This is a genomic window from Acinetobacter sedimenti (genome assembly GCF_022601685.1).
Classification (GTDB): Bacteria; Pseudomonadota; Gammaproteobacteria; order Pseudomonadales; family Moraxellaceae; genus Acinetobacter; species Acinetobacter sedimenti.
Map to the genome: position 1 here is coordinate 1 of NZ_JAKUML010000011.1, position 20,081 is coordinate 20,081.

The 20,081-nt window shown below is 40.6% G+C and carries 20 protein-coding genes; 9 read left to right on the forward strand and 11 right to left on the reverse strand.

Annotated elements, in window-relative coordinates:
- Nucleotides 1-169 precede the first annotated feature (169 nt).
- The gene (locus MKI79_RS07880) at nt 170-775 is read right to left on the reverse strand and encodes a TetR/AcrR family transcriptional regulator (RefSeq protein ID WP_241571778.1); all 606 of its coding nucleotides are present in this window, start codon (nt 773-775) and stop codon (nt 170-172) included.
- A 130-nt stretch (nt 776-905) separates the two neighbouring features.
- Between MKI79_RS07880 and MKI79_RS07885 the strand changes: the two genes are divergently transcribed.
- Nucleotides 906-2,165: an oxygenase MpaB family protein gene (locus tag MKI79_RS07885; RefSeq protein ID WP_241571780.1), complete on the forward strand. Its 1,260-nt coding sequence runs from the start codon at nt 906-908 to the stop codon at nt 2,163-2,165.
- A 27-nt stretch (nt 2,166-2,192) separates the two neighbouring features.
- On the opposite strand, the gene MKI79_RS07890 is transcribed toward MKI79_RS07885, so the two are convergent.
- Nucleotides 2,193-2,648 carry a MaoC family dehydratase gene (locus MKI79_RS07890; RefSeq protein WP_241571784.1) on the reverse strand — a complete coding sequence of 152 codons (456 nt, stop codon included), beginning with the start codon at nt 2,646-2,648 and terminating at the stop codon, nt 2,193-2,195.
- Between the two features lie 180 nt (nt 2,649-2,828).
- Here MKI79_RS07890 and MKI79_RS07895 point away from each other — a divergent pair, with 180 nt between their 5' ends.
- On the forward strand, nt 2,829-3,707 hold the full coding sequence (locus MKI79_RS07895; protein WP_241571785.1) for a hypothetical protein: 879 nt from the start codon (nt 2,829-2,831) through the stop codon (nt 3,705-3,707).
- A 21-nt stretch (nt 3,708-3,728) separates the two neighbouring features.
- Here the strand turns inward: MKI79_RS07895 and MKI79_RS07900 are convergent, their stop codons facing one another.
- The gene (locus MKI79_RS07900; protein ID WP_092621736.1) at nt 3,729-4,088 is read right to left on the reverse strand and encodes a YidH family protein; all 360 of its coding nucleotides are present in this window, start codon (nt 4,086-4,088) and stop codon (nt 3,729-3,731) included.
- Between the two features lie 65 nt (nt 4,089-4,153).
- Between MKI79_RS07900 and MKI79_RS07905 the strand changes: the two genes are divergently transcribed.
- The 3 genes from MKI79_RS07905 to erpA all read left to right on the forward strand — a co-directional run bounded on the left by MKI79_RS07905 (nt 4,154) and on the right by erpA (nt 6,309).
- Nucleotides 4,154-4,699 carry an NADPH-dependent FMN reductase gene (locus tag MKI79_RS07905; protein ID WP_241571788.1) on the forward strand — a complete coding sequence of 182 codons (546 nt, stop codon included), beginning with the start codon at nt 4,154-4,156 and terminating at the stop codon, nt 4,697-4,699.
- Between the two features lie 174 nt (nt 4,700-4,873).
- Nucleotides 4,874-5,884, forward strand: a complete 1,011-nt coding sequence (locus tag MKI79_RS07910; protein ID WP_241571984.1) for a putative solute-binding protein — start codon at nt 4,874-4,876, stop codon at nt 5,882-5,884.
- A gap of 89 nt (nt 5,885-5,973) precedes the next feature.
- Nucleotides 5,974-6,309: an iron-sulfur cluster insertion protein ErpA gene (gene erpA / locus MKI79_RS07915; RefSeq protein ID WP_092621730.1), complete on the forward strand. Its 336-nt coding sequence runs from the start codon at nt 5,974-5,976 to the stop codon at nt 6,307-6,309.
- Nucleotides 6,310-6,764: 455 nt separating this feature from the next.
- Here the strand turns inward: erpA and MKI79_RS07920 are convergent, their stop codons facing one another.
- Entirely contained in the window at nt 6,765-8,747 is a 1,983-nt protein-coding gene (locus MKI79_RS07920) for an ATP-binding cassette domain-containing protein (RefSeq protein WP_241571790.1), read from the reverse strand.
- A 277-nt stretch (nt 8,748-9,024) separates the two neighbouring features.
- On the opposite strand from MKI79_RS07920, the gene MKI79_RS07925 reads away from it, so the two are divergent.
- Complete coding sequence (locus tag MKI79_RS07925) at nt 9,025-10,023, forward strand: putative solute-binding protein (protein ID WP_241571792.1); 999 nt, start codon at nt 9,025-9,027, stop codon at nt 10,021-10,023.
- 159 nt (nt 10,024-10,182) lie between these two features.
- Nucleotides 10,183-10,650 carry a GNAT family N-acetyltransferase gene (locus MKI79_RS07930; RefSeq protein ID WP_241571793.1) on the forward strand — a complete coding sequence of 156 codons (468 nt, stop codon included), beginning with the start codon at nt 10,183-10,185 and terminating at the stop codon, nt 10,648-10,650.
- A gap of 50 nt (nt 10,651-10,700) precedes the next feature.
- Here MKI79_RS07930 and MKI79_RS07935 read toward each other — a convergent pair whose 3' ends face one another.
- Nucleotides 10,701-11,612: an alpha/beta hydrolase gene (locus MKI79_RS07935; protein WP_241571795.1), complete on the reverse strand. Its 912-nt coding sequence runs from the start codon at nt 11,610-11,612 to the stop codon at nt 10,701-10,703.
- Between the two features lie 139 nt (nt 11,613-11,751).
- Between MKI79_RS07935 and MKI79_RS07940 the strand changes: the two genes are divergently transcribed.
- Nucleotides 11,752-12,186: a DUF2147 domain-containing protein gene (locus tag MKI79_RS07940; RefSeq protein ID WP_241571798.1), complete on the forward strand. Its 435-nt coding sequence runs from the start codon at nt 11,752-11,754 to the stop codon at nt 12,184-12,186.
- A gap of 61 nt (nt 12,187-12,247) precedes the next feature.
- Here MKI79_RS07940 and MKI79_RS07945 read toward each other — a convergent pair whose 3' ends face one another.
- Entirely contained in the window at nt 12,248-12,598 is a 351-nt protein-coding gene (locus MKI79_RS07945; RefSeq protein ID WP_241571800.1) for an arsenate reductase, read from the reverse strand.
- A 146-nt stretch (nt 12,599-12,744) separates the two neighbouring features.
- On the opposite strand from MKI79_RS07945, the gene MKI79_RS07950 reads away from it, so the two are divergent.
- Nucleotides 12,745-13,548 (forward strand): putative porin, encoded by an 804-nt coding sequence (locus MKI79_RS07950; RefSeq protein WP_241571805.1) that lies wholly within the window; start codon nt 12,745-12,747, stop codon nt 13,546-13,548.
- A gap of 73 nt (nt 13,549-13,621) precedes the next feature.
- Here MKI79_RS07950 and recJ read toward each other — a convergent pair whose 3' ends face one another.
- The 5 genes from recJ to glmM form a co-directional block, all read right to left on the reverse strand.
- Nucleotides 13,622-15,331, reverse strand: coding sequence for a single-stranded-DNA-specific exonuclease RecJ (gene recJ, locus MKI79_RS07955; RefSeq protein ID WP_241571807.1), 1,710 nt, complete (start codon nt 15,329-15,331; stop codon nt 13,622-13,624).
- A gap of 29 nt (nt 15,332-15,360) precedes the next feature.
- Entirely contained in the window at nt 15,361-16,434 is a 1,074-nt protein-coding gene (locus tag MKI79_RS07960; protein WP_241571985.1) for a hypothetical protein, read from the reverse strand.
- A 41-nt stretch (nt 16,435-16,475) separates the two neighbouring features.
- Nucleotides 16,476-17,867 carry a hypothetical protein gene (locus MKI79_RS07965; protein ID WP_241571809.1) on the reverse strand — a complete coding sequence of 464 codons (1,392 nt, stop codon included), beginning with the start codon at nt 17,865-17,867 and terminating at the stop codon, nt 16,476-16,478.
- Between the two features lie 92 nt (nt 17,868-17,959).
- The gene (gene pdxH, locus MKI79_RS07970; protein ID WP_241571812.1) at nt 17,960-18,634 is read right to left on the reverse strand and encodes a pyridoxamine 5'-phosphate oxidase; all 675 of its coding nucleotides are present in this window, start codon (nt 18,632-18,634) and stop codon (nt 17,960-17,962) included.
- A gap of 3 nt (nt 18,635-18,637) precedes the next feature.
- Nucleotides 18,638-19,981, reverse strand: coding sequence for a phosphoglucosamine mutase (gene glmM, locus MKI79_RS07975; protein WP_241571814.1), 1,344 nt, complete (start codon nt 19,979-19,981; stop codon nt 18,638-18,640).
- Between the last annotated feature and the right edge of the window lie 100 nt (nt 19,982-20,081).

Here is a 20,081-nt window from a genome sequence, read left to right on the forward strand (position 1 = left end):
CTGTTTATCAACAAGTTTTTATCTAACTGTCCGCCAATAGGTGCGCATTCTACACCATTAATTCAGCGATGCAACCCCTTCCAATAGCTTTTTATACCGAGTGGTTGTTTCATGTTCATTTTTTCACTTTACCGCTCATTTCTGAATCAAATACAACGTTATTTAGATATTATTCTGTATTTGGGCTGTCTAAATATGCCAAAAGCATTGTAAGAAGCTCTTTTTTCAGTCGTGCTTCTTCGATTAAAAATTGATTGTGACTAACATAGCGCATCATGGTGAAGAGCGTACTATTGATAATGACAAAAGATTTATGTTTTAAGGTTTCAAAATTCCAATGACTATAAAAGCGGTTAAATACATAGAGTCCAACTTCAAAAAAATGTTTTTCAAGCACTTGCGCCGATTCAGACTCACTGTATTCATGCCAGTTTTTTAGGATTTCGATCAGAAAGCCTTGATCTGCTTTAAGCGACTCAAATCCGAATTCGATACTATTTTGAATCACTTCTTGAATACTTTTGTGTTGTTCTTCCATGACTAAGGCTTTAAACCCAAGTCCAAGTTTTTCACTTTTTCTCAAGAGCAACTCTTCGATGATTTGCTCTTTATTTTCAAAATATTGATAAATTGAGCCGACGCTCACACCTGATATTTCAGCGATTTTGGGTGTTGTGGTGTGAAGCACGCCATGTTGACTAATGCAATATAAAGTCGCTTCGAGAATATCATCGACGATGCGCTTTGCTCGTTGTTGCTGTGGTCTTTTTCTCATCTATACTTCCTTATCTTATCGCTTAGACCACTCCGCCTATTATATGACAGGGTATTTCCATGAATGCGAATTGAATGCGAATAAATATTCATATTATTATATGATTAAATTTTAAGCAGAGTAAAAGATCATGTCATTGACCTATCCGACTCGCCTTATGGCATTTGAGCATACCCAAAAAAGCAACTGGACGACGCAGATTTTAAATCATTTGTGCGATACACCTGTTCAGCCTAATTATGCTGAACATTGTCAGATTGCACGCTCAATTAATGATGGTGATCGGTTGATGGATCCAGTTATTGAATGGGTCATGCAAGCTCCTAAAGAACGCCGTAAATTATTTGAAACAGCATTATTTCAAGGACTTGATCATTTACAGGGTGATGCAACTGAATATACTCACGATGATGTAAAAGTACTGTATAACTTTTTTGCTCAAGTTGAACAAATACCGTCGTGGGTCGATCAAAGGAAAATTCAAAATGCGGTCAATTTCACTCATCGTCTTGGGATCAATAATGGTTTTGTTTTGCGTGATGTGTCTTTGATGGCAGGTTATATGTTCCCAGGCTTTAATCAACCCCTAGTCCTGACTGGCGCATTAAAACAACAAGTCAATGTACGCCTAGCGGAAACAACGAAATGGTGGATTGATATTACAGAAATTGATGGCTTACAACGCTTTCATTCAGGCTTTACTTCAACCATTTATGTGCGCTTTATTCATGCGTTGGTACGTCATCAGTTAAAAAAATCTGAGCGTTGGGATAGCAAGACATGGGGTGTACCGATCAATCAGTATGATCTCGCCATGACCAATATTGCATTTTCAAATGTAGTGCTGTTAGGTGTTCGAGCTTTAGGTATTTTCCCAAATAAAACCGAAGTCGATGAATATTTGCATTTTTGGCGCTATGTCGGTTGGCTTATGGGTGTTGAAGAAAAATGGTTAATTAACAAAGAATCAGAAGCTTGGCGGATGATGTATTGGTTACAATTTTCCCATCCTGCTTCTGATGAGTCGAGTGCAGCTTTGGGCGCAAGTTTATCCAAAGAGCCTTTTTTTCGAGAATATCGCCACTTCCGTCCGTTGCAACAAAAATTGGCGTATCGACAACATTTGGAAATTACCCAATTTTTTATCGGTAAAAAACGCATGCAAAGCCTCGGTCTGCGAACTCGCCCTGCATCGTGGTTTGCCTATTATCTCATAATGCGCAATTTGATTTTATATACTGGCGCAAAGCGTAGTCCAAAACTCAGTCAATATTTACAAAATCAAGGGCGCCGTATGCAGAAGATGGGGCTTTCACTCTATCAAAGTCCTAACAATAAAAACCAAAGCAATAAAAGCCCCAGCAAACAACTTGCGAGCATGCATCAATAGATGTATTGCTCACCCCAACCGTGAAAATTATTTCACACCTGAGTCTTTGCTCCATACTAGAATTTTAGTAGTCGATTCCTGCACCACCTCATCATTTTGATTTTTGGTTTGGCTAAATAGCGTGATCACGCCTTGATTCGGTTTTGACTGTGAACGGCGTAATTCGGTAATTTCTGATTCAACATGAAGTACATCATTTGGGCGAGTTGGCAATTTCCAGCGGACATCCGCTCCCATACCCAACAAACCACCTGCTACAGGAAAGCTTTTCACCCATAGACGCATAGTAATTGCCGCCGTCTGCCAACCACTTCCTGCTAAGCCTTGAAATACGGGATGCGCTAGAGCAGACACTTCATTCATATGAAAGGGTTGAGGATCATATTCAGAGGCGAATTGTTTAATTTTTTCTTCGGTCAGCGCATATTCGCCACTGTGATATTTTTGACCGACTGCCAAATCTTCAAGATAAAGTTTTGTCATGATTTGCTCCTTTAATTGTTCTCATCATAGTAGAAAAATTCGCAGTATTCGACTTATGTCGCTCAACTAAAATACAAATTGCTCAAAGTCTGAACAATTCGTAAATTTTCAATAAAAACGTCATCAACCTGTCATTTGTGATTGATATTTTGTGCCCTTATTTATTGGGGGTGGCGTTCCATGATGAACATTCAAAGCAATTATAAACGTACAGAAGCAGGCACTCGTGAACTGACGCAAAGACAGCTCAAAATCAATGCACGCACACGTACTTTGTTGTTATTACTCGAAAAAGATGATATCAAACAACTTAGCATTGATGCTTCGAATAAAATTGCAAATGCAGAAAACTTCCAAACTTTGCTCGATCTTGGTTTGATTTATGACACGACGACTGATCAACCGACAACTTTAATGTCTATAAATGAAATCGCTAGTCATAAAGCAGAATCCAATTCGCAAAGGCATTTAAGTGATGATTTAGCGACTGAACCTACAAATAATAATACTCAGCCAAAGCCTAATTTTTTATCTAAAGTATCTCGCACGCTCTCTCAAGTAAATGAAGCCTTGCAGTCAGAAAGGGTTGAGCGCAAATTATCATCAACTGAAATAGCATCTAAGGCAAATTTTGAAGCACAGCCCGATAAGGTCGTTGAAAACGAAACTGTTCAATCAATGTCAGCAGAAATAAAAATGTCTGAACCTGCAAAACAGCGCAGTAAAACAATAGAACCCGTCTCGCCGTTTAAAGCACCAACACCAATTCCACCAAAACCTGAACCACTTGCTGAAGAAAAATCAAGTGTCGCGACGATCGGATTTGAAGAGGTGAAAAGTTTAATGCAACAAACGCTTCAACAATATTGTGGATTGATGGCAAAAGCGTTAATTGTAGCGATAGGAAATGCAGAAAATACGCATCAACTGCGCCAATATCAAAGCAAATGGCTGACGTCGTTGTTTGAAACACGTATCGGTCGGCAGCAGCTTAATGAGCTGCTTAGTGTCATCAATGCCAGTTTGGAGCACGTCGATCATAATCAGTTGGCGAGTTAAGCTTTTGAGTCGTGAATTCAACTAAACCCAAAACGAAATAATCAATAACATTCCAACCAAAATACTAAACCCCGCCAAGAGCATCGGCTGATTGGTTTTATAGCCTTCCATCATTTCCGCATCGGTAATCGAACGTAGCGCTATGCGATATTGTTGCACCGAGATCAGACAGATAATCATCCCCAAAACGATCACCCCGCCCCCAGTCCATTTGCTAAATGCAATCTTGTCGGCATATTTCACAGGATCGACCAGTTGCGCAAGAAAGGCTGATTTTTCAATGACAAAGCCGAAAGCAATCAACGCCAAACTACTCCGATTCCACGCCAATACAGTGCGTTCCAAAGCCAATAACACACGTGGATCTTGCAAATTTGACATATTCTTACTTTTCCATGACCAATTTCTTGCTAAGATAAACATAAAGCAAGCACAGGAGAAATACAATGAAGATTCAAATTATCGTCGGCAGTGTTCGGGAAAATCGTGTGGCGATTCATGTCGCCGAGTGGATGCAAAATGCCTTGCAAGACATTGATGCCGAAGTGGAAATTGTCGATCTAAAAACTTGGGATTTGCCAATGTTTAGCGGTGCATCACCGATGTCCCTAAAAGGCAACTATAGCGATCCACTGCAAAAAAAATGGTCTGAAAAAATATCCGAAGGAGATGCCTATTTCCTGATTTCCCCTGAATACAACAATGGCTACTCGCCAGCTCTCAAAAATGCCTTAGATTATCTTGGTGCGGAGTGGAGTGGCAAACCTGTCGGTTTTGTCAGTTATGGTTCGGTGAATGGCGCTCGTTCAATTTCCCAAATCCGCCAAGTCACCACAGCACTAGGCATGATCGACAGCAATAATAGCCTTTTAATCCGTGATATTTTCACACGTAGCAAAGACCAAAGCTTTCAAGGCACTGATGTGGAAAAAGAAGTGCTAAATAGCTTAGCGAACAAACTGATTGATTTAGCTCAAAAACTAAGCCGTTAATAACTTAGTTTTACCTAAAATACATTGCGTAGCATGCGCATCTTCATGTCAGTTTGACCAATGTAGTGATTTTTTTGAGCGCCTATACTCAGCGATAGTTTGGCAAAAACAATAATGCCGTCACGGAATGACTTCACGGATATCACCTTAAGGAAATCTGTCATGAAAAAAATAATGCAACTACTCGGGCTAACAACGCTTGGACTAATGACCACACTCACCATGAATAGCGCACAAGCGAAGCAAACTTTTTGTGTATTTGATCTGGTCGGGACACAAGGCGATGTCTATGCTCTGATGAAAGATTATCAACTTGCATCGAAGCAATGGGGCGCAGATATTGAGCTCAAAGCTTATACCGATGAGCGTGTCCTCACCGAAGATTTTAAAGCTGGAAAGTGTGACGGTGCGAGTATCACTGGAATGCGTGGACGCCAATTCAATAATTTCACTGGTTCAATTGACTCAATCGGCGCAATCCCAAGTTTAAAGCTAGCAGTCAAAGTCATGCAAACACTTGCCGATCCTCGATTTGCCAACGATATGAAAAAAGGCAAATACGAAATCGTTGGTATTGTCCCTGTCGGTGATGCGTATTTATTTCTAAACGACCGAAGTATCAATACCATTGCTAAAGCCGCAGGGAAAAAGATCGCCATTCTTGACTACGATCAAGCGCAGAAGAAAATGGTACAACAAGTTGGTGCGCAAGCTGTTTCAGCTGATGTCACCAATTTTGGTTCAAAATTTAACAATGGTGAAGTCGATATCATTGGCGCACCTGCTGCAGTGTTTCGTCCTTTAGAGCTTTATAAAGGACTCGGTTCAAAAGGTGCGATTGCCAACTATCCACTACTGCAAGTATCAGGCAACCTGATCATTAACAGTGCAAAATTTCCTGCTGGATTTGGTCAAAAATCAAGAACTTGGATCAAAGGTCAATTGCCACGTGCCTTTACCATTTTGGGCAAGATGAAAGATGATATCCCTGCCAAATATTGGATGCAAATCCCTGATGCAGATAAAATCGGTTATCAAAAAATGATGCGTGAAGCACGTATTCAGCTCACTAAAGAAGGCATTTACGACAAAAAAATGATGGAGCTGTTGTGGCGTGCTCGCTGTGCGGAAAACCGTCAAAACTTCGAATGTGCGCTCAAAGATGAGCAATATTCGAAAAAATAAAGTGATCGCATCAGATTTTCACTTGTAAATCACAAATTCGCACAGATATGCTAAAATAACTCTGTTCTGATTTATTGGTGGAAATCATCATGACTGCCCAAGCCTTAGTTTTAACGAATAATGCTGCCGACAAAGTACGCCAACTGCGTGATAGTGAAGGCAATGCGGACCTAATGCTCCGTGTCTATGTGACAGGTGGCGGATGTTCAGGATTTTCCTATGGCTTTAACTTCGCAGAAAGTGTCAATGATGACGATGCCGAATTTGAAAATGGCGATGTAAAAATGGTCGTGGATTCGCTTAGCTATCAATATCTTTTAGGCTCAGAAGTTGATTATGTACAAGGTTTAGAAGGTTCACGCTTTATCGTCAAAAATCCAAATGCAACAACAACTTGTGGTTGTGGCTCATCGTTTTCGATCTAAGTATTTTCGATTTGAGTTTTTAGAAAAAAATACCTTGTTAATGATATAAACCGAACATCATTGTTCGGTTTTATTTTTTCTCATATTTTAAAAAGTGAAACTGATCCGCAAATGATAGACAAAAAGAAGCCTAGGTCTGGGGAGAGCCTAGGCTTTGAGAAGAAGGATGTTTTGTTGACATCCTTGAGGGTTGATCGTGTCTCATTCGATCGAATCAATAGCTGTATTATGCCGATCTCTAGCAATTAACACTGTTTAGCGAAAGTTGCTAATCTTAAGCAGTATGTAAAGAATACATACAATATGTACAAAGCTAGCGCATCACATGAATGTTTAATATTTCGCTAAGACATTCATTTTTATTCGTTAAAATTCTACACAAATGATATTTCATGCAAATTCCAAGCTGTAAAACCGATCATTTGCGTCACATAAGTTAACAAAACTGAATATCCTTAACCCTCAAAACTGGCTTCAAGCTCTTCGAGTTCCATCATTAATTCAAGCAATTGCTCTTCATCTTGCGCCAAACTCGCTTTATGCGCTGTCTGCTGATCCATCAATTGCAATAATTCCGCTTTACGATCTGTATCATAGATTGCGCTATCAGCCAACTGATTTTCAATCGTTGTTAGCTGTGCTTGCGACTTCTCGATCGACTTTTCTAATTGTTCCATTTTCTTACGCAGTGGACGAGTTTTCTCACGACGGCGTGCATTTTCTTTGCGCTGTGCTTCTTTATCGACTTTGCTATTCGATGATGTAGATGTTGTATTACTTGTCGTACTGTCTACTGCTTGTTCAGTTGTTGTTTTTGTACTGACTGTCGTAGATATCTCATCTTGTTGCTTTTGCAGCATCTGTTGTCGAGCTTGACGTAGCCACTGACTGTATTCTTGCAAATCACCATCAAATTCCGTCACGCGCCCATCATGGACGAGCAATAAATCATCACACACGGTCGCAATCAACTGTCGCTCATGCGACACCAACACCACCGCCCCTTCGAAGTCTTGTAGCGCCATCGTCAGCGCATGACGCATATCCAAATCCAAATGGTTAGTCGGCTCATCGAGAATCAACACATTCGGGCGTTGCCACACGATCAATGCCAATGCCAAACGAGCACGTTCACCACCAGAGAAGCGCTGACATGGTGTATCCATGCGCTCGCCACTAAAGCCAAAACTACCTAAAAATGACCGCAAACTGGCTTCACTAATGGATTTATCTGCGATCCGAGCAAGCTGTAACATCGGACTGGCTTGATCATCCAGCGCATCCATCTGATGCTGTGCAAAGTAGCCGATATTCAGTAATTCTGAAGCTTGACGCTCACCTACGAGTAAGGGCAACTGACCGACTAATGATTTAATCAGTGTCGATTTTCCTGCGCCGTTCATCCCGAGTAAACCCAAACGTGTCGTCGGCGTGATCTGCAATTTTACTTTTGAGGCAATACTTTTCTCTGCGCTATAACCTATCGTCGCATCGTCAAGGCTCAGTAATGGTGAACTCATCCGAGTTGGCTCACGGAAGCTAAAGGTGAACGGCGTATCTACATGTGCAGGCGCAAGATTTTGCATACGTTCAAGCTGTTTGATACGGCTCTGCGCTTGGCGGGCTTTGGTGGCTTTGGCTTTGAAACGATCAATAAACTTTTGCAGATGTGCTCGTGTTTCCTGTTGCTTCTCATAAGCTTGTTGTTGTTGCGACAAGCGTTCACTGCGAATGGTTTCAAAGCTCGAATAATTGCCTGAATATAGCGTTAATTCTGCATTCTCAATATGCAAAATATGATCAGTCACAGCATCCAAAAAATCACGGTCATGCGAAATCAAAACCAACGTGCCTGCATAACTCTTTAGCCAATCTTCTAACCATAAAATCGCATCTAAATCCAAATGGTTGGTTGGCTCATCGAGTAATAATAAATCTGAACGGCTCATCAAAGTACGAGCAAGATTCAGACGCATCCGCCAACCACCCGAAAAGCTCTGCACAGGCTGACGAATCTGAAATTCAAAAAAACCTAATCCTGCAAGCAATTGTGCTGCTTTAGCAGGCGCAACATAGCCATGAATCTCATCAAAGCGTGCATGCAGCTCCCCAAGCTCTGTGTCACTGAGTTGATCGCTATTTTGCAATTTAGTCTGAATCTGCCAATACTCAGCGTCGCCCGACAAGACAAAATCTAATGCAGGTACGTCTAGCGCCTCGATCTCTTGCGCCATATGCGCCACGACCCAGCCTTGTGGACGTGTCAATTGCCCTTCATCCGCACCAAGTTCACCCAGTAGCACAGCAAATAAAGATGACTTTCCTGCACCATTGACACCAGTTAAGCCCACTTTCCAACCGGGGTGGATTTGCATGGTGGCATTTTGGAATAGCGCACGCACGCCACGTCGAATGCTAAAATTTTCAAGTTGGATCATGGAGAGGTATCATTAAAAAATCAGGGCTGTATTGTAAACAATTTTATAGATCCTCCATAGCTTCACCTGAACTCGACGTAAAATCAGCAATTCAATTTAGATATTTATGTTCATTTTTTATGCACATTTTTACTTTTTGTGACCAATTGCACACAAAATTAATTGGCAATTGGAGCAATTACTCTATTAATTTAAATACAAGCACGATATTATTTTGCTCAAGTTGGATCGGGAATGACTCTCGCCAAAAAACAACAACTGAAAGGATGATGCAAAGATGAAAAAACTTGCGCTTGCCATCGTGGCAACTTCCGCTATGGGTGCGATGTCTAGCACTCAAGCAGCAACAATGTGTGTATTTGATTTACTTGGTGCTTCAGGCGAAGCTTACCAACAAATGAAAGGTTGGGCGCTACAAGCCAAATCATGGGGCGCTGACGTTACCCTTAAAGCTTACACAGACGAACGTGTAGCCAATGAAGATTTTAAAGCAGGTAAATGTGACGGTGTCAGTATCACTGCAATGCGTGCTCGTGAATTCAATAAATTCGTGGGTTCTATTGATTCTATTGGTGCAGTACCAAACAATAAAGTTGCGCAAAGTGCAATTAGCTTCACTTTGAACTCTCGTAATGCTGGCAAAATGGTTAGCTCGAACAAAAAATATGAAGTCGTCGGTATCGCCCCAATGGGTTCTGCTTACTTATTCGTCAACGATCGCAACATCAACTCAGTTGCAAAAGCGGCAGGTAAGAAAATTGCCGTTCTAGACTATGATTCTGCACAAAAGAAAATGGTTCAACAAATCGGTGCACAACCTGTTTCATCTGACGTAACCAATTTCGCATCAAAGTTTAACAACGGTCAGGTTGATATCATTGGTGCGCCTGCATATGCATTCAAACCACTTGAGCTTCACAAAGGCTTGGGTTCAAAAGGTGCGATGGTTAACTTCCCAATTCTTCACGTCACAGCGAATGTTGTGATCAATCCAAGCAAATTCCCTGCTGGCTTTGGTCAAAAGTCACGTGATTGGTTCGTGAAGCAATTGCCTAAAGCATTTAGCACGATTTCTAAGCTTGAAGCGGGTATTCCTGCGAAATACAAAATGGACATTCCAGCTGACGACAAGATTGGTTATCAAAAAATGATGCGTGAATCACGTATTGCTTTGACCAAGCAAGGCGTTTATGACAAATCAATGATGTCAGTGTTGAAAAAAGCACGTTGTAGCGTTGATAAGTCAAACTTTGAATGTTCACTCGCTGGTGAATAATTCACACAGAAGATTTTATCTTTTCATAAACTGCCTCTCGGGGCAGTTTTTTTATGTCATTTTTTATAGTTCACACTTTTGTACTACAGCTTTTCAAGGGTGTATTCACCTATAATCGGATCTGTTTTTTCAATGAGCATGATCATGATTCGCATAGCAATGACTAGGGACTTTGAGCAAATTTGGCGGTTCTTTAAGCCTATTGTTGAGGCAGGTGAAACCTATGCTTTTGATCGTGAAGTGACGAAAAAAAAGGCTTTTGACATTTGGATGACTTTGCCCAACCAAACTTATGTTTATGAAAAAGACGGAGAAATTCTAGGTTCATACTATCTCAAAACCAATCAAAGTGGTGGCGGATCGCATGTGTGCAACTGTGGCTATATGGTCTCCGAATCCGCACGAGGTCAAGGCGTCGCTGCCAAAATGTGTGAGCACTCTCAACAGGTCGCACGTGAACTCGGTTATCTTGCGATGCAATTTAACTTTGTCGTGGAAACTAATAATGGTGCAATTCGACTTTGGAAAAAGCTAGGTTTTGATATCGTTGGTCGCTTGCCAAAAGCCTTCAATCACCCCAAACAAGGTTTTGTTGATGCTTTGGTGATGTATAAGTGGTTAAAATAATCATGTTTCACGTGGAACGTGTACCCTACTTGCCTACCCCTAACTAACATTTAGCGATCTATTCGATCGACAAACTTGGCAATATCTTTTAAAGCACGCTTTGCAGGGTCAACCCAATGACTAAACATGTGAAAGTTGTGCCACATTCCTGAGTAAATCGTTAGCGTACACGCCACATCTGCACGATCTGCCGCATCTTTCAGCCGCTTTGCATCATCAAGCAAAATTTCCTTACTTCCAACATGGATCAGCATCTCTGGCAATCCTTTGAGATTGGCAAAAAGTGGTGACACATACGGCTCGTCTACGCTCGCATAATCGTTCAAATAATACCGAACACCATCACGCAAAGCCTGTTCGGATAACAAGGCATCATGCTTTGCATTACGTTTGATCGAAGGACCACTCAGTGATAAATCAAGCCATGGTGATAATAAAATCAAACCATTCGGCAACGGCAATTTTTCATCTCTTAACTTCAAACACAATGCTAATGCCAAATTTCCTCCGCAAGAATCACCTGATAAAGTAATGTTCTTTGCCGAAATGCCCTGCTCAAGTGCTTCAAGATACGCAGCTTGTAAAGTTTCTAATGCAAAAGGGAAAGGATGTTCAGGCGCCAGTGGATAATCCATATGAATCACTTGTGCGCCAGTGGCTCGCATCAAATCACACATCAATCCACGATGACTTTCCAAACCTCCTAGAAAGAATGCCCCACCATGTATATGAATAATCAATTGCGTTGCAGAATCACGTTTATGTCGAATTTCCTCACATTGCATGCCTGCCAAGTGTAACTGGCGAAATGCCAAACGCTGATCTACAGGAAAAATACGCCCTGCTTTACTCATCAAGCCACGCAACACAGATGCTGAAAGCCCTTGTCGACTTGGAAAGTGTACAAACATTCGTAATAATTTTTCGATTGCATAAGTTTTGAATGGATTCGAAGCAGGCATATAATTTTTCCACAATTGGACTAGCTATTCACAAAAGAAGCTTATAAAATTACAAGTATAAACGAAAAAATCATAATAGAAATTCGTTAATGTTTTATCGTGGATGAACTCAGGAAAACCCTTCGCAAGGAAACCAAAAATGAAAAAATTAGCATTTATTACGCTAAGCAGTGTGTTGGCAACTTCAGCTTTCGCAGCAGACCTAAACAATACGCAATGGCGTACAGTGGATGACGAAACTGGCAAAGCAAAAGCTTTGGTTGAATTCTCAAAAAGTTCAAATGGTACGTATACTGCCACCATCACCAAATCACTTGACCCAACGTCTAAGAAAACTTGTGAAGCTTGTTCAGGTTCACTCAAAGGCAAATCAATTGAAGGCTTGAATATTGTTCAAAACTTAAAATTAGACAAAGGCAATAAGTACACTGGCGGTACGATTCTTGATCCGAAGTCAGGCAAAACCTACAAAATGAACGCTGAAATGGCTTCTAATGGTAAAACTTTGAAAGTTCGTGGATATATCGGCGTAGCTGCTTTGGGTCGCAACCAAACATGGTACCGTGTGAAATAATATTCTGATCCAATCAGGCATTATAAAAAAGCTTGCGATTTAGCAAGCTTTTTTATGTCTACTATTTTGCTAAACTTGCATATTCTGCTTCGTCAAAACCAACTAAAATGCCCGATCCAGTATCCAACACAGGGCGTTTAATCATACTTGGACTGGTTATCAATGTTTCTATCAGTTGAGCCTCATTTTCAAGTGCGTAGGCTTGTTGTTCAGCAGAGAGCTTTTTCCACGTGGTCCCCTTTTTATTCAAAATCACATCTTGATCTTTTTGTTTGAGCCACTGTTTTAATGTCGCTTCATCAATGTCTTGCTTTTTATAATCATGAAATTCGTAGCTCACGCCGTGCTGATCTAATGCTGTAAATGCCTTCTTCATCGTATTACAATTCTTAATACCATAAATTTTCATCATAAATTTCCAAAGAAAATGTGTTTGTAGATAGGATAACTGGTCAAGAAAAAGTGATAAAGAGCTATTGACGAAACAGTAAAATTCACTAAACTGTAATATGTAACATAATATTTTAACAATTTTTACAACGTTTATGGGGAATAACCATGAAAAAATTGAGTCTTGCTACAGCACTAATCACTTCACTATTTGCCATGGGTGCAAATGCCTATCAATATGAACTTAATGTTGGCTATGAAAATACTGATATTGATGGTGCAGGTGATCTTGATACTTGGTCTGCTTCAGGTAAGTATTATTTGAATGCAGTTCAAACCAAATCTTCGCCGCTTGCTGAAGCCGCATTTTTGAATCGTGCAAGCAATATTGGCTTGGGCTATGTTAATGCGAGTGGCGATGGTGACGAAGATATTGATGTCTATGGTGTTTCGGGTGAATTCTTTATTCCAAACTCACAATTTTATTTCAGTGGTTCTTTAAATCAAGTTGATCTTGGTGGCGAAGACAACACAGGTTATACAGTTGAAGCAGGTTACTTACCAGTAAATGGCTTACTACTTGCATTAGGCGTATCTAAAGAAAGTTTAGATCCTGTACTTGTTGCAGAGAATGGTTTCGTTACATCTTTAGGTTATGCAAGTGCTGTAGGTGAAGATACAACTGTCAGCACTCGTGGCAAGTACGTGACTCAGATCGGTGGCTTTTACACCAACTTTGAAGGTGTAGTCTATTTTGGTGACGAAACAGCTTATAAACTTGGTGGTGACCTGTATCTTGATCCAACATTAAGTGTTGGTGCGTCTTTTGCCGATTCTACGGCAGATGAATCAGAAACTATCTTCGGCATCAATGCGAAAAAATTCTTTACACCACAAATCGGAGTTGGTGTTGCATACACCACAACGGATGACATTGATTCTGTTGGTATTAACGGAACTTTCCGCTTCTAATTCCACATCGCTGATGAAACTAAAAATCGCCCAACTGGGCGATTTTTTGTGACTTGCATCGCTGTGAATTTTTCTAAAGCACATTTTCACAATGTATCAATCGCAGTTGCAAACGTATTTGCCCACGAAATTCATTTCTTTCCAAGCTATAAGCAATTCTGACTTTTGGTGCTATTTCACCCTGCTCAATTTTCTCGATAAAATTAAAACCAATGGCTTCAACAAAATGATTTACATCAATTTGTAATTTTAGTTTTAAGTGCTTTTCCTTAAGCCATTGATAATCGACAACCTGAAATATTCCTTCAAATACTGGCGACTCAAAGCCTTGCCCCCATGGACCAAGCTGTTCCAATTGTTGTAATAAAGTCAGATTCATCTCATCGTTTTTAAGTGTGCCATCCGTATAGATTTTTGCTTGAAATACCTCAGGATTGACCTGAGCAACCACGTCAATAAACGCTTTGCGGAATGCTTCAAAGTTTTTCTGCGCAATGGTTAAACCTGCCGCCATAGCATGTCCACCAAAGAATTTGACCAATTGCGGATGCTGTTCTGCTACCGCCTCAATGGCATCACGGATATGAATCCCTACGATTGAACGTGCAGAACCTTTGAGGTGCTCTCCATCTTCATCGAGTGCAAATACAATACTCGGACGATGAAAATGTTCTTTTAAGCGCCCAGCGACAATACCGATCACGCCTTGATGCCATTCAGGCTCAAAAAGCACCAAAGCATCAGGAAGCTGATCTTGCTCAATATGAATTTGTTGCAAATAATCAAAAGCTTGCTCATGCATCCCCTGCTCGACTTGACGACGTTCGATATTCAGCCGATCAAGCTGATAAGCGTATGGATAAGCGCTATTCAGATCAGGTGCAAGTAAGCACTCAATACCGATCTGCATACTATCCATACGCCCTGCCGCATTGATGCGAGGACCAAGCACAAAACCAAAATCACTGGCTTGCAGTTGTGTTGCATTTTTACCTGTGATCTCGATCAATGCCAAAATTCCCGCTCGACACTGCCCTTGTCTGATGCGCTCAAGTCCAGCTTGCACCAAAATGCGATTATTAAAATCAAGCTTTGCTACATCCGCAACCGTGCCCAGCGCCACTAAATCGAGGAACTGCGTCATGCGCACGCTCGATTTACCAAGCTTTTGCCGGTGCGTTGCCAGCCGAGCCAGTAAATAAAATGCCACCCCCACACCTGCCAAAGACTTACTGGCAAAAGTACAACCCAATTGATTGGGATTCACCACAGCTTCGGCGTTCGGTGTGGCTTTTGTCGTGAGGTGGTGATCGGTGATAATGACTTGCATATCGAGCGCATGACAACGCTCTACACCTGCATGACTGGAAATGCCATTATCCACTGTCATCAATACATCGGGGTGAAAACGCTCATAAGCAAGCTCAGCAATTGCAGGCGTCAATCCATATCCATATTTAAAGCGATCGGGCACGATATAGTTCACATCTGCACCCATCGTCTGCAAAGCTAAAACAGCAAGTGCGGTACTGGTCGCCCCATCAGCATCATAATCACCAACGATGAGTATTTTTTGTTTTTTTTCAACCGCTTGATCTAAGATTTGTACTGCTTTATCCAAGCCCATTAAATCAGGTTGTAATAAGTGTTTTAATTGCAAATCAAGTTGTTCAACTGTCGTGTCACGCGCTGATAAAATCCGTGCCAACGTGTCTGAGCCAAGATATTCATATTGCTGTACAGGTTGTTGTAGGGAGCGTTGTTCGAGTTGAATTGATTGCATAGTTCTATAACGAGCTCATCATGCTCTTTCTACCATTGATATTGGGCAAACAATTGAGCACCCATCCTCTTGGCCTGATTGGTATTTAGATCATCTGCAATATATTTCAAGCCAAAATTTTGATGCTGTACTGATAAGCCTAAAGCATGGGTTTGAGGTTCAAAATGGATTCCCCATTGCACACCTTCATCCCAATAAGCATTCAATTGCCAAAGGCTACTATATTGATTGCTGATTGAACTTACACCTAAAAGCCAATTCTGATCTGACTGATAATTTAGATCGGTATAAATTTTAAAAGGCAGCTTCTGAGTATATTGATAATACTTATTAAATTGTCCCTGAATATCAAATCGGGGACGCTTATCCTGATCATAAGCAACCTGATATTGAGTATAAGGTGCATCCTGCCAATATAAATAGGCCAAAGCATCCTGAATATTGATATTTACTTTCCAGTGATTCGCAATTGTCCCTTGTAATGATGTATCAAATGCAAAACCATATCCATGATTCGCTCGCTCATTCCAGCCCATTTTGTCTTCTTTTAATGCTGGCTGGTCATAACTATAGTCAATTTGACCATTAAGCCACTTCACACGATCCATAAGTTGTTCCTGATCTATGGTTTTCGCCAAAGCATTCACCTGACCATCAGCATAATGTCGGCCAATTAATGCGGTTGCCCCTGTAGTTACATTCCAGTTAGGTGAAAGTTGCCAGGTATATGCAAATCGTGACCCAACCGTATCAATGTGCTGTGCCTCTAGTTGCAAATCATATTGAGTATTGGCATCAATCAATTTTTCATTTTTGATCTGATAATATAATTTTGCAGTGTCTGGACTAAAACGTAGTACATAATCATAACGCCAAATCCAGCTAAAATCCCATTGACCCTGTTTAATACCCAACTGCATTAGACCATGAGCAAACGCATTTTTTCCCGATTTAAAATCTGGGTCATCCCAATCATCAGTAAATGAGTGAATCGACAAAGGTTCACTATATACATCTGCTTGCACTTGATAATAGATTTTTTCCTGAGCATTGGAATAAAGAGGAATCAGCATTCCTAATACAGCTAGACTTTTTTTGAGCATAGAAAAAAAGGGGGAATTTACTCCCCCTCTCCTTTTCATAATTATGGTGCAATCGCTTTAACAGTATTATCTGTGAATTTTGCAGAATATACGTTATCTGACACTTTGCTCACTGTAGCATATGGGGTATTGCCCACTTTGATCTCTGCTGAAGTAAATTTGTCAAGATCAGCAATTTCAACATAAGCACCATTGGCATGAGATAATTTTGCCCATACAACAGGTTCATCTTTTGTAATCAAATTGTCTGTTTTAAAGTCAGCTGTAAGTGCATCTTTATCGACAGCAACCTTAATCGTTGCTGTACCTTTCTGGTACTCATTACGTTTAGCAGTTAAATCAACACTAAATGGTTTAATGCTAGTACCGCCACCTTTGACATTACCACTGAGTTTCATATTAAGGTCCGCATTGATAAATGCAGCAGCAGTTTCACCATTAGTCACATCAATCTGTTTTGACAAATCATTGTTTAATTTAATGCTTGCTTCTAAGTTCAGGTTCTCAGTTCCAGCAACAGCCTTACCTTTTAAGTTCAGTTCAGTTGGAATAATTTCTGTAGACGTGCTTAAACCATCTTTAAATTGAACTTGTGTAGCCTTGCTTGAAAACTCCGTTAAACTCAACTCTGCACCTGTACCTACAGCAGTCAACACAATATTCGCAAACTTAAATTGTGCACTCGTAGGAGTTTGATCACTAGAACGATCATCCAGTTTTTTTGCATTGTTATACACAACCTGAGCAGTACTATCACTATTAACCGCCAAAATCGCTTCTTTGTTGCTCACAACATTCTTGGTCGCAATTTTCCCACCAGCAACCAGTTTAAAATCGTAAGTTGATTTAGATGCAGAGAAGGGTGCTTCAAGTTTCAGATTGGTTACACCCACAGTAGTTTCATTACCAAAAACGTCATGCCCTGTTTGTGTTTTAGAGTCCCAAACATAATCAGTCCAATATTTAGCTGTAACACCACCTGTTACAGTCACTGAATTTGGTGTCACACTGACTTTTAGCGTATTATTGCTCAATTGATAGTCAGGATAATAATACTGACCATCGGTTGAATCCTCTTTTAATAAAGCTTCCAATTGAGCCGCATTATATTCTTTTTCAGAACCTTGCGCATCTTGTTCCGCCAATGAGGCCAAAGTCAAAATCAAGCTACTTGCATTACCAATATCGCTACCAGCATCACTAATTGCATCGAATGTCGGCTGATATTGTGATTGTAATCCATTAAAACTATCAAAATAACTAATAATAGTATTTGTTGTATCTACCAATTGCTTTGCCTTATCTAGATCTGATGCTGGAATAGCTGGATTTTCAGTATTATTACCACCATTATTTGATGATGAATCACCACCTCCACCACAAGCAGTTAAAATGGCTGAACAAGCTAAAACCAACAATGTTTTCTTAAACATTCTACAACCCTCTTTTATAGTAAACTATTATCTAAATTATTAAATTTAGTTTTATACAAACTATCTAGTTATATTTATAATGTCAATAAACTTTAGGGCATCAAACGTTGAATCAACCAATCTTCGCCCTGCTTTTGATAACAAATTCGATCATGCAAACGATTTGGTCTACCCTGCCAAAATTCATAATAATCAGGCACGAGGCGGTAACCTCCCCAAAATTTGGGTTTATCGAGTTGTTCAGTTTTTTCAAACTGTTGTACTGCATCATTAAAGCGTTGTTGCAGTGCTTCTCGGCTTTCAATCACACCACTTTGCGGCGTGCTGACATGCGCTGCAATTTGGCTATCACGAGGGCGTTTGTGATAGTAAGAAGTTGATTCAATTTCTGAAATTTTCTCAACTCGCCCAGAGATGCGCACTTGCTGTTCCAACTCCGCCCAATAAAACAAAATCTGCGTTTGTGGGTTTTCCGCCAAATCGAGTCCTTTTTCGCTGTCATAATTGCTATAAAAATCATAGCCTTGATTCGTTGCACCACGAAGTAGTACCGTACGCACGTGCGGTAAAGCTTGTGCATTCGCCGTTGCCAAATACATCGCATACGGCTCATGCAGGTCGCAGGTCAGCGCTTGATTAAACCACAATAAAAATTGCTCATGCGGTATTGGCGCCACATGATCTTCATGCAACTCCCCACGCTGATACGAAAGTCGCAATTCACTCAAATCTTTTATACTTGAACTTTCTATACTTTGCTTAGACATCTCTTATTCTGCGTGCATATCAGCTTGTTGACGGATTTGTTTTGCCAAATGTTTTGCCAATTGACTCACTTCATCCAAATTATCACCTTCGACCATCACTCGGATCACGGGCTCAGTCCCTGATTTACGAATCAGCAAGCGACCTCGCCCTTTGAGCTGTTGCTCGGCTTTTTCAAACTCTGCCACAAGTAAAGGATCAGCAAATGGGTCTATCATCTGTGCAAGGCGAACATTTTCTAAGACTTGAGGAAAAAGTTTAAAATCTTTAACCAATTCATCTAAGCTCGTTTCTTGCTCAACCAAAACACGCATCACTTGTAATGCAGCAATAATCGCATCGCCAGTGGTACTTCGATCTAAAGTCAGAATATGCCCTGATGGCTCTCCGCCAATAAACCAGTCATTTTCTTCCAACGCTTGAAGTACATAGCGATCACCAACTTTGGCACGAATAAATGGTATATCCACTTTGTTTAAGGCAAGCTCAAGTGCCATGTTACTCATAACAGTGCCGACGATACCATGTGGTGCTTTTTTACCTTTAGTGGCAAGGATATACAAAATATGATCGCCATCGATAATTTTTCCATGCCGATCAACCAGCAGTACTCGGTCAGCATCGCCATCAAAGGCAATACCCAAATCCGCCCTGTGCTCTGCCACAGCCTTTCGAAGGTTCTCTGGATGTGTTGAGCCACACTGTTCATTAATATTGGTGCCATTCGGTTGATCAAAAATGCTGATCACTTTTGCACCAAGTTCACGAAATACTGCGGGGCCAACGCTATAGGCTGCACCATTGGCGCAATCCATGACGATGGTAAAGTCCTGTAAATTCAAATGGTAGGGAAAAGTTGATTTGCAAAACTCAATATAGCGTCCTTGTGCATCATCGACACGTATACTTTTCCCGAGTTGATTCGGCTCTGTAATCACTAAATCTTTTTCAAGTTCTAAGCTAATCTCATTTTGCAATTCGTCTGGAAGCTTCTTCCCCTCATTAGAAAAAAACTTAATGCCATTATCAAAATACGGATTATGTGATGCCGAAATTACAATCCCTGCATTGGCATGTAAAGCACGCGTTAAATGTGCAATCGCAGGCGTTGGTAAAGGACCAAGCTGATGCACATACACACCTGCTGAGTTTAAACCAGCCTGTAAAGCAGACTCTAAAATATAACCAGAGAGCCGTGTATCTTTACCCATCACCACGATTGGCTTTTTCTTTGGAAAAGCTCGCTTAAGTACAGATCCAGCGGCAAAACCAAGTTTTAAAGCAAACTCTGGAGTAATCGGAGTTTGACCAAACTGTCCACGTATTCCATCTGTTCCAAAATAACTCATTGAATATCTCTAATTTCATCTTTCTAATATTAAATTGTATCCATTCTACATCAAAAAATAGCCACCTGCATGAGGTGGCTATGATATCAAAATATATAAT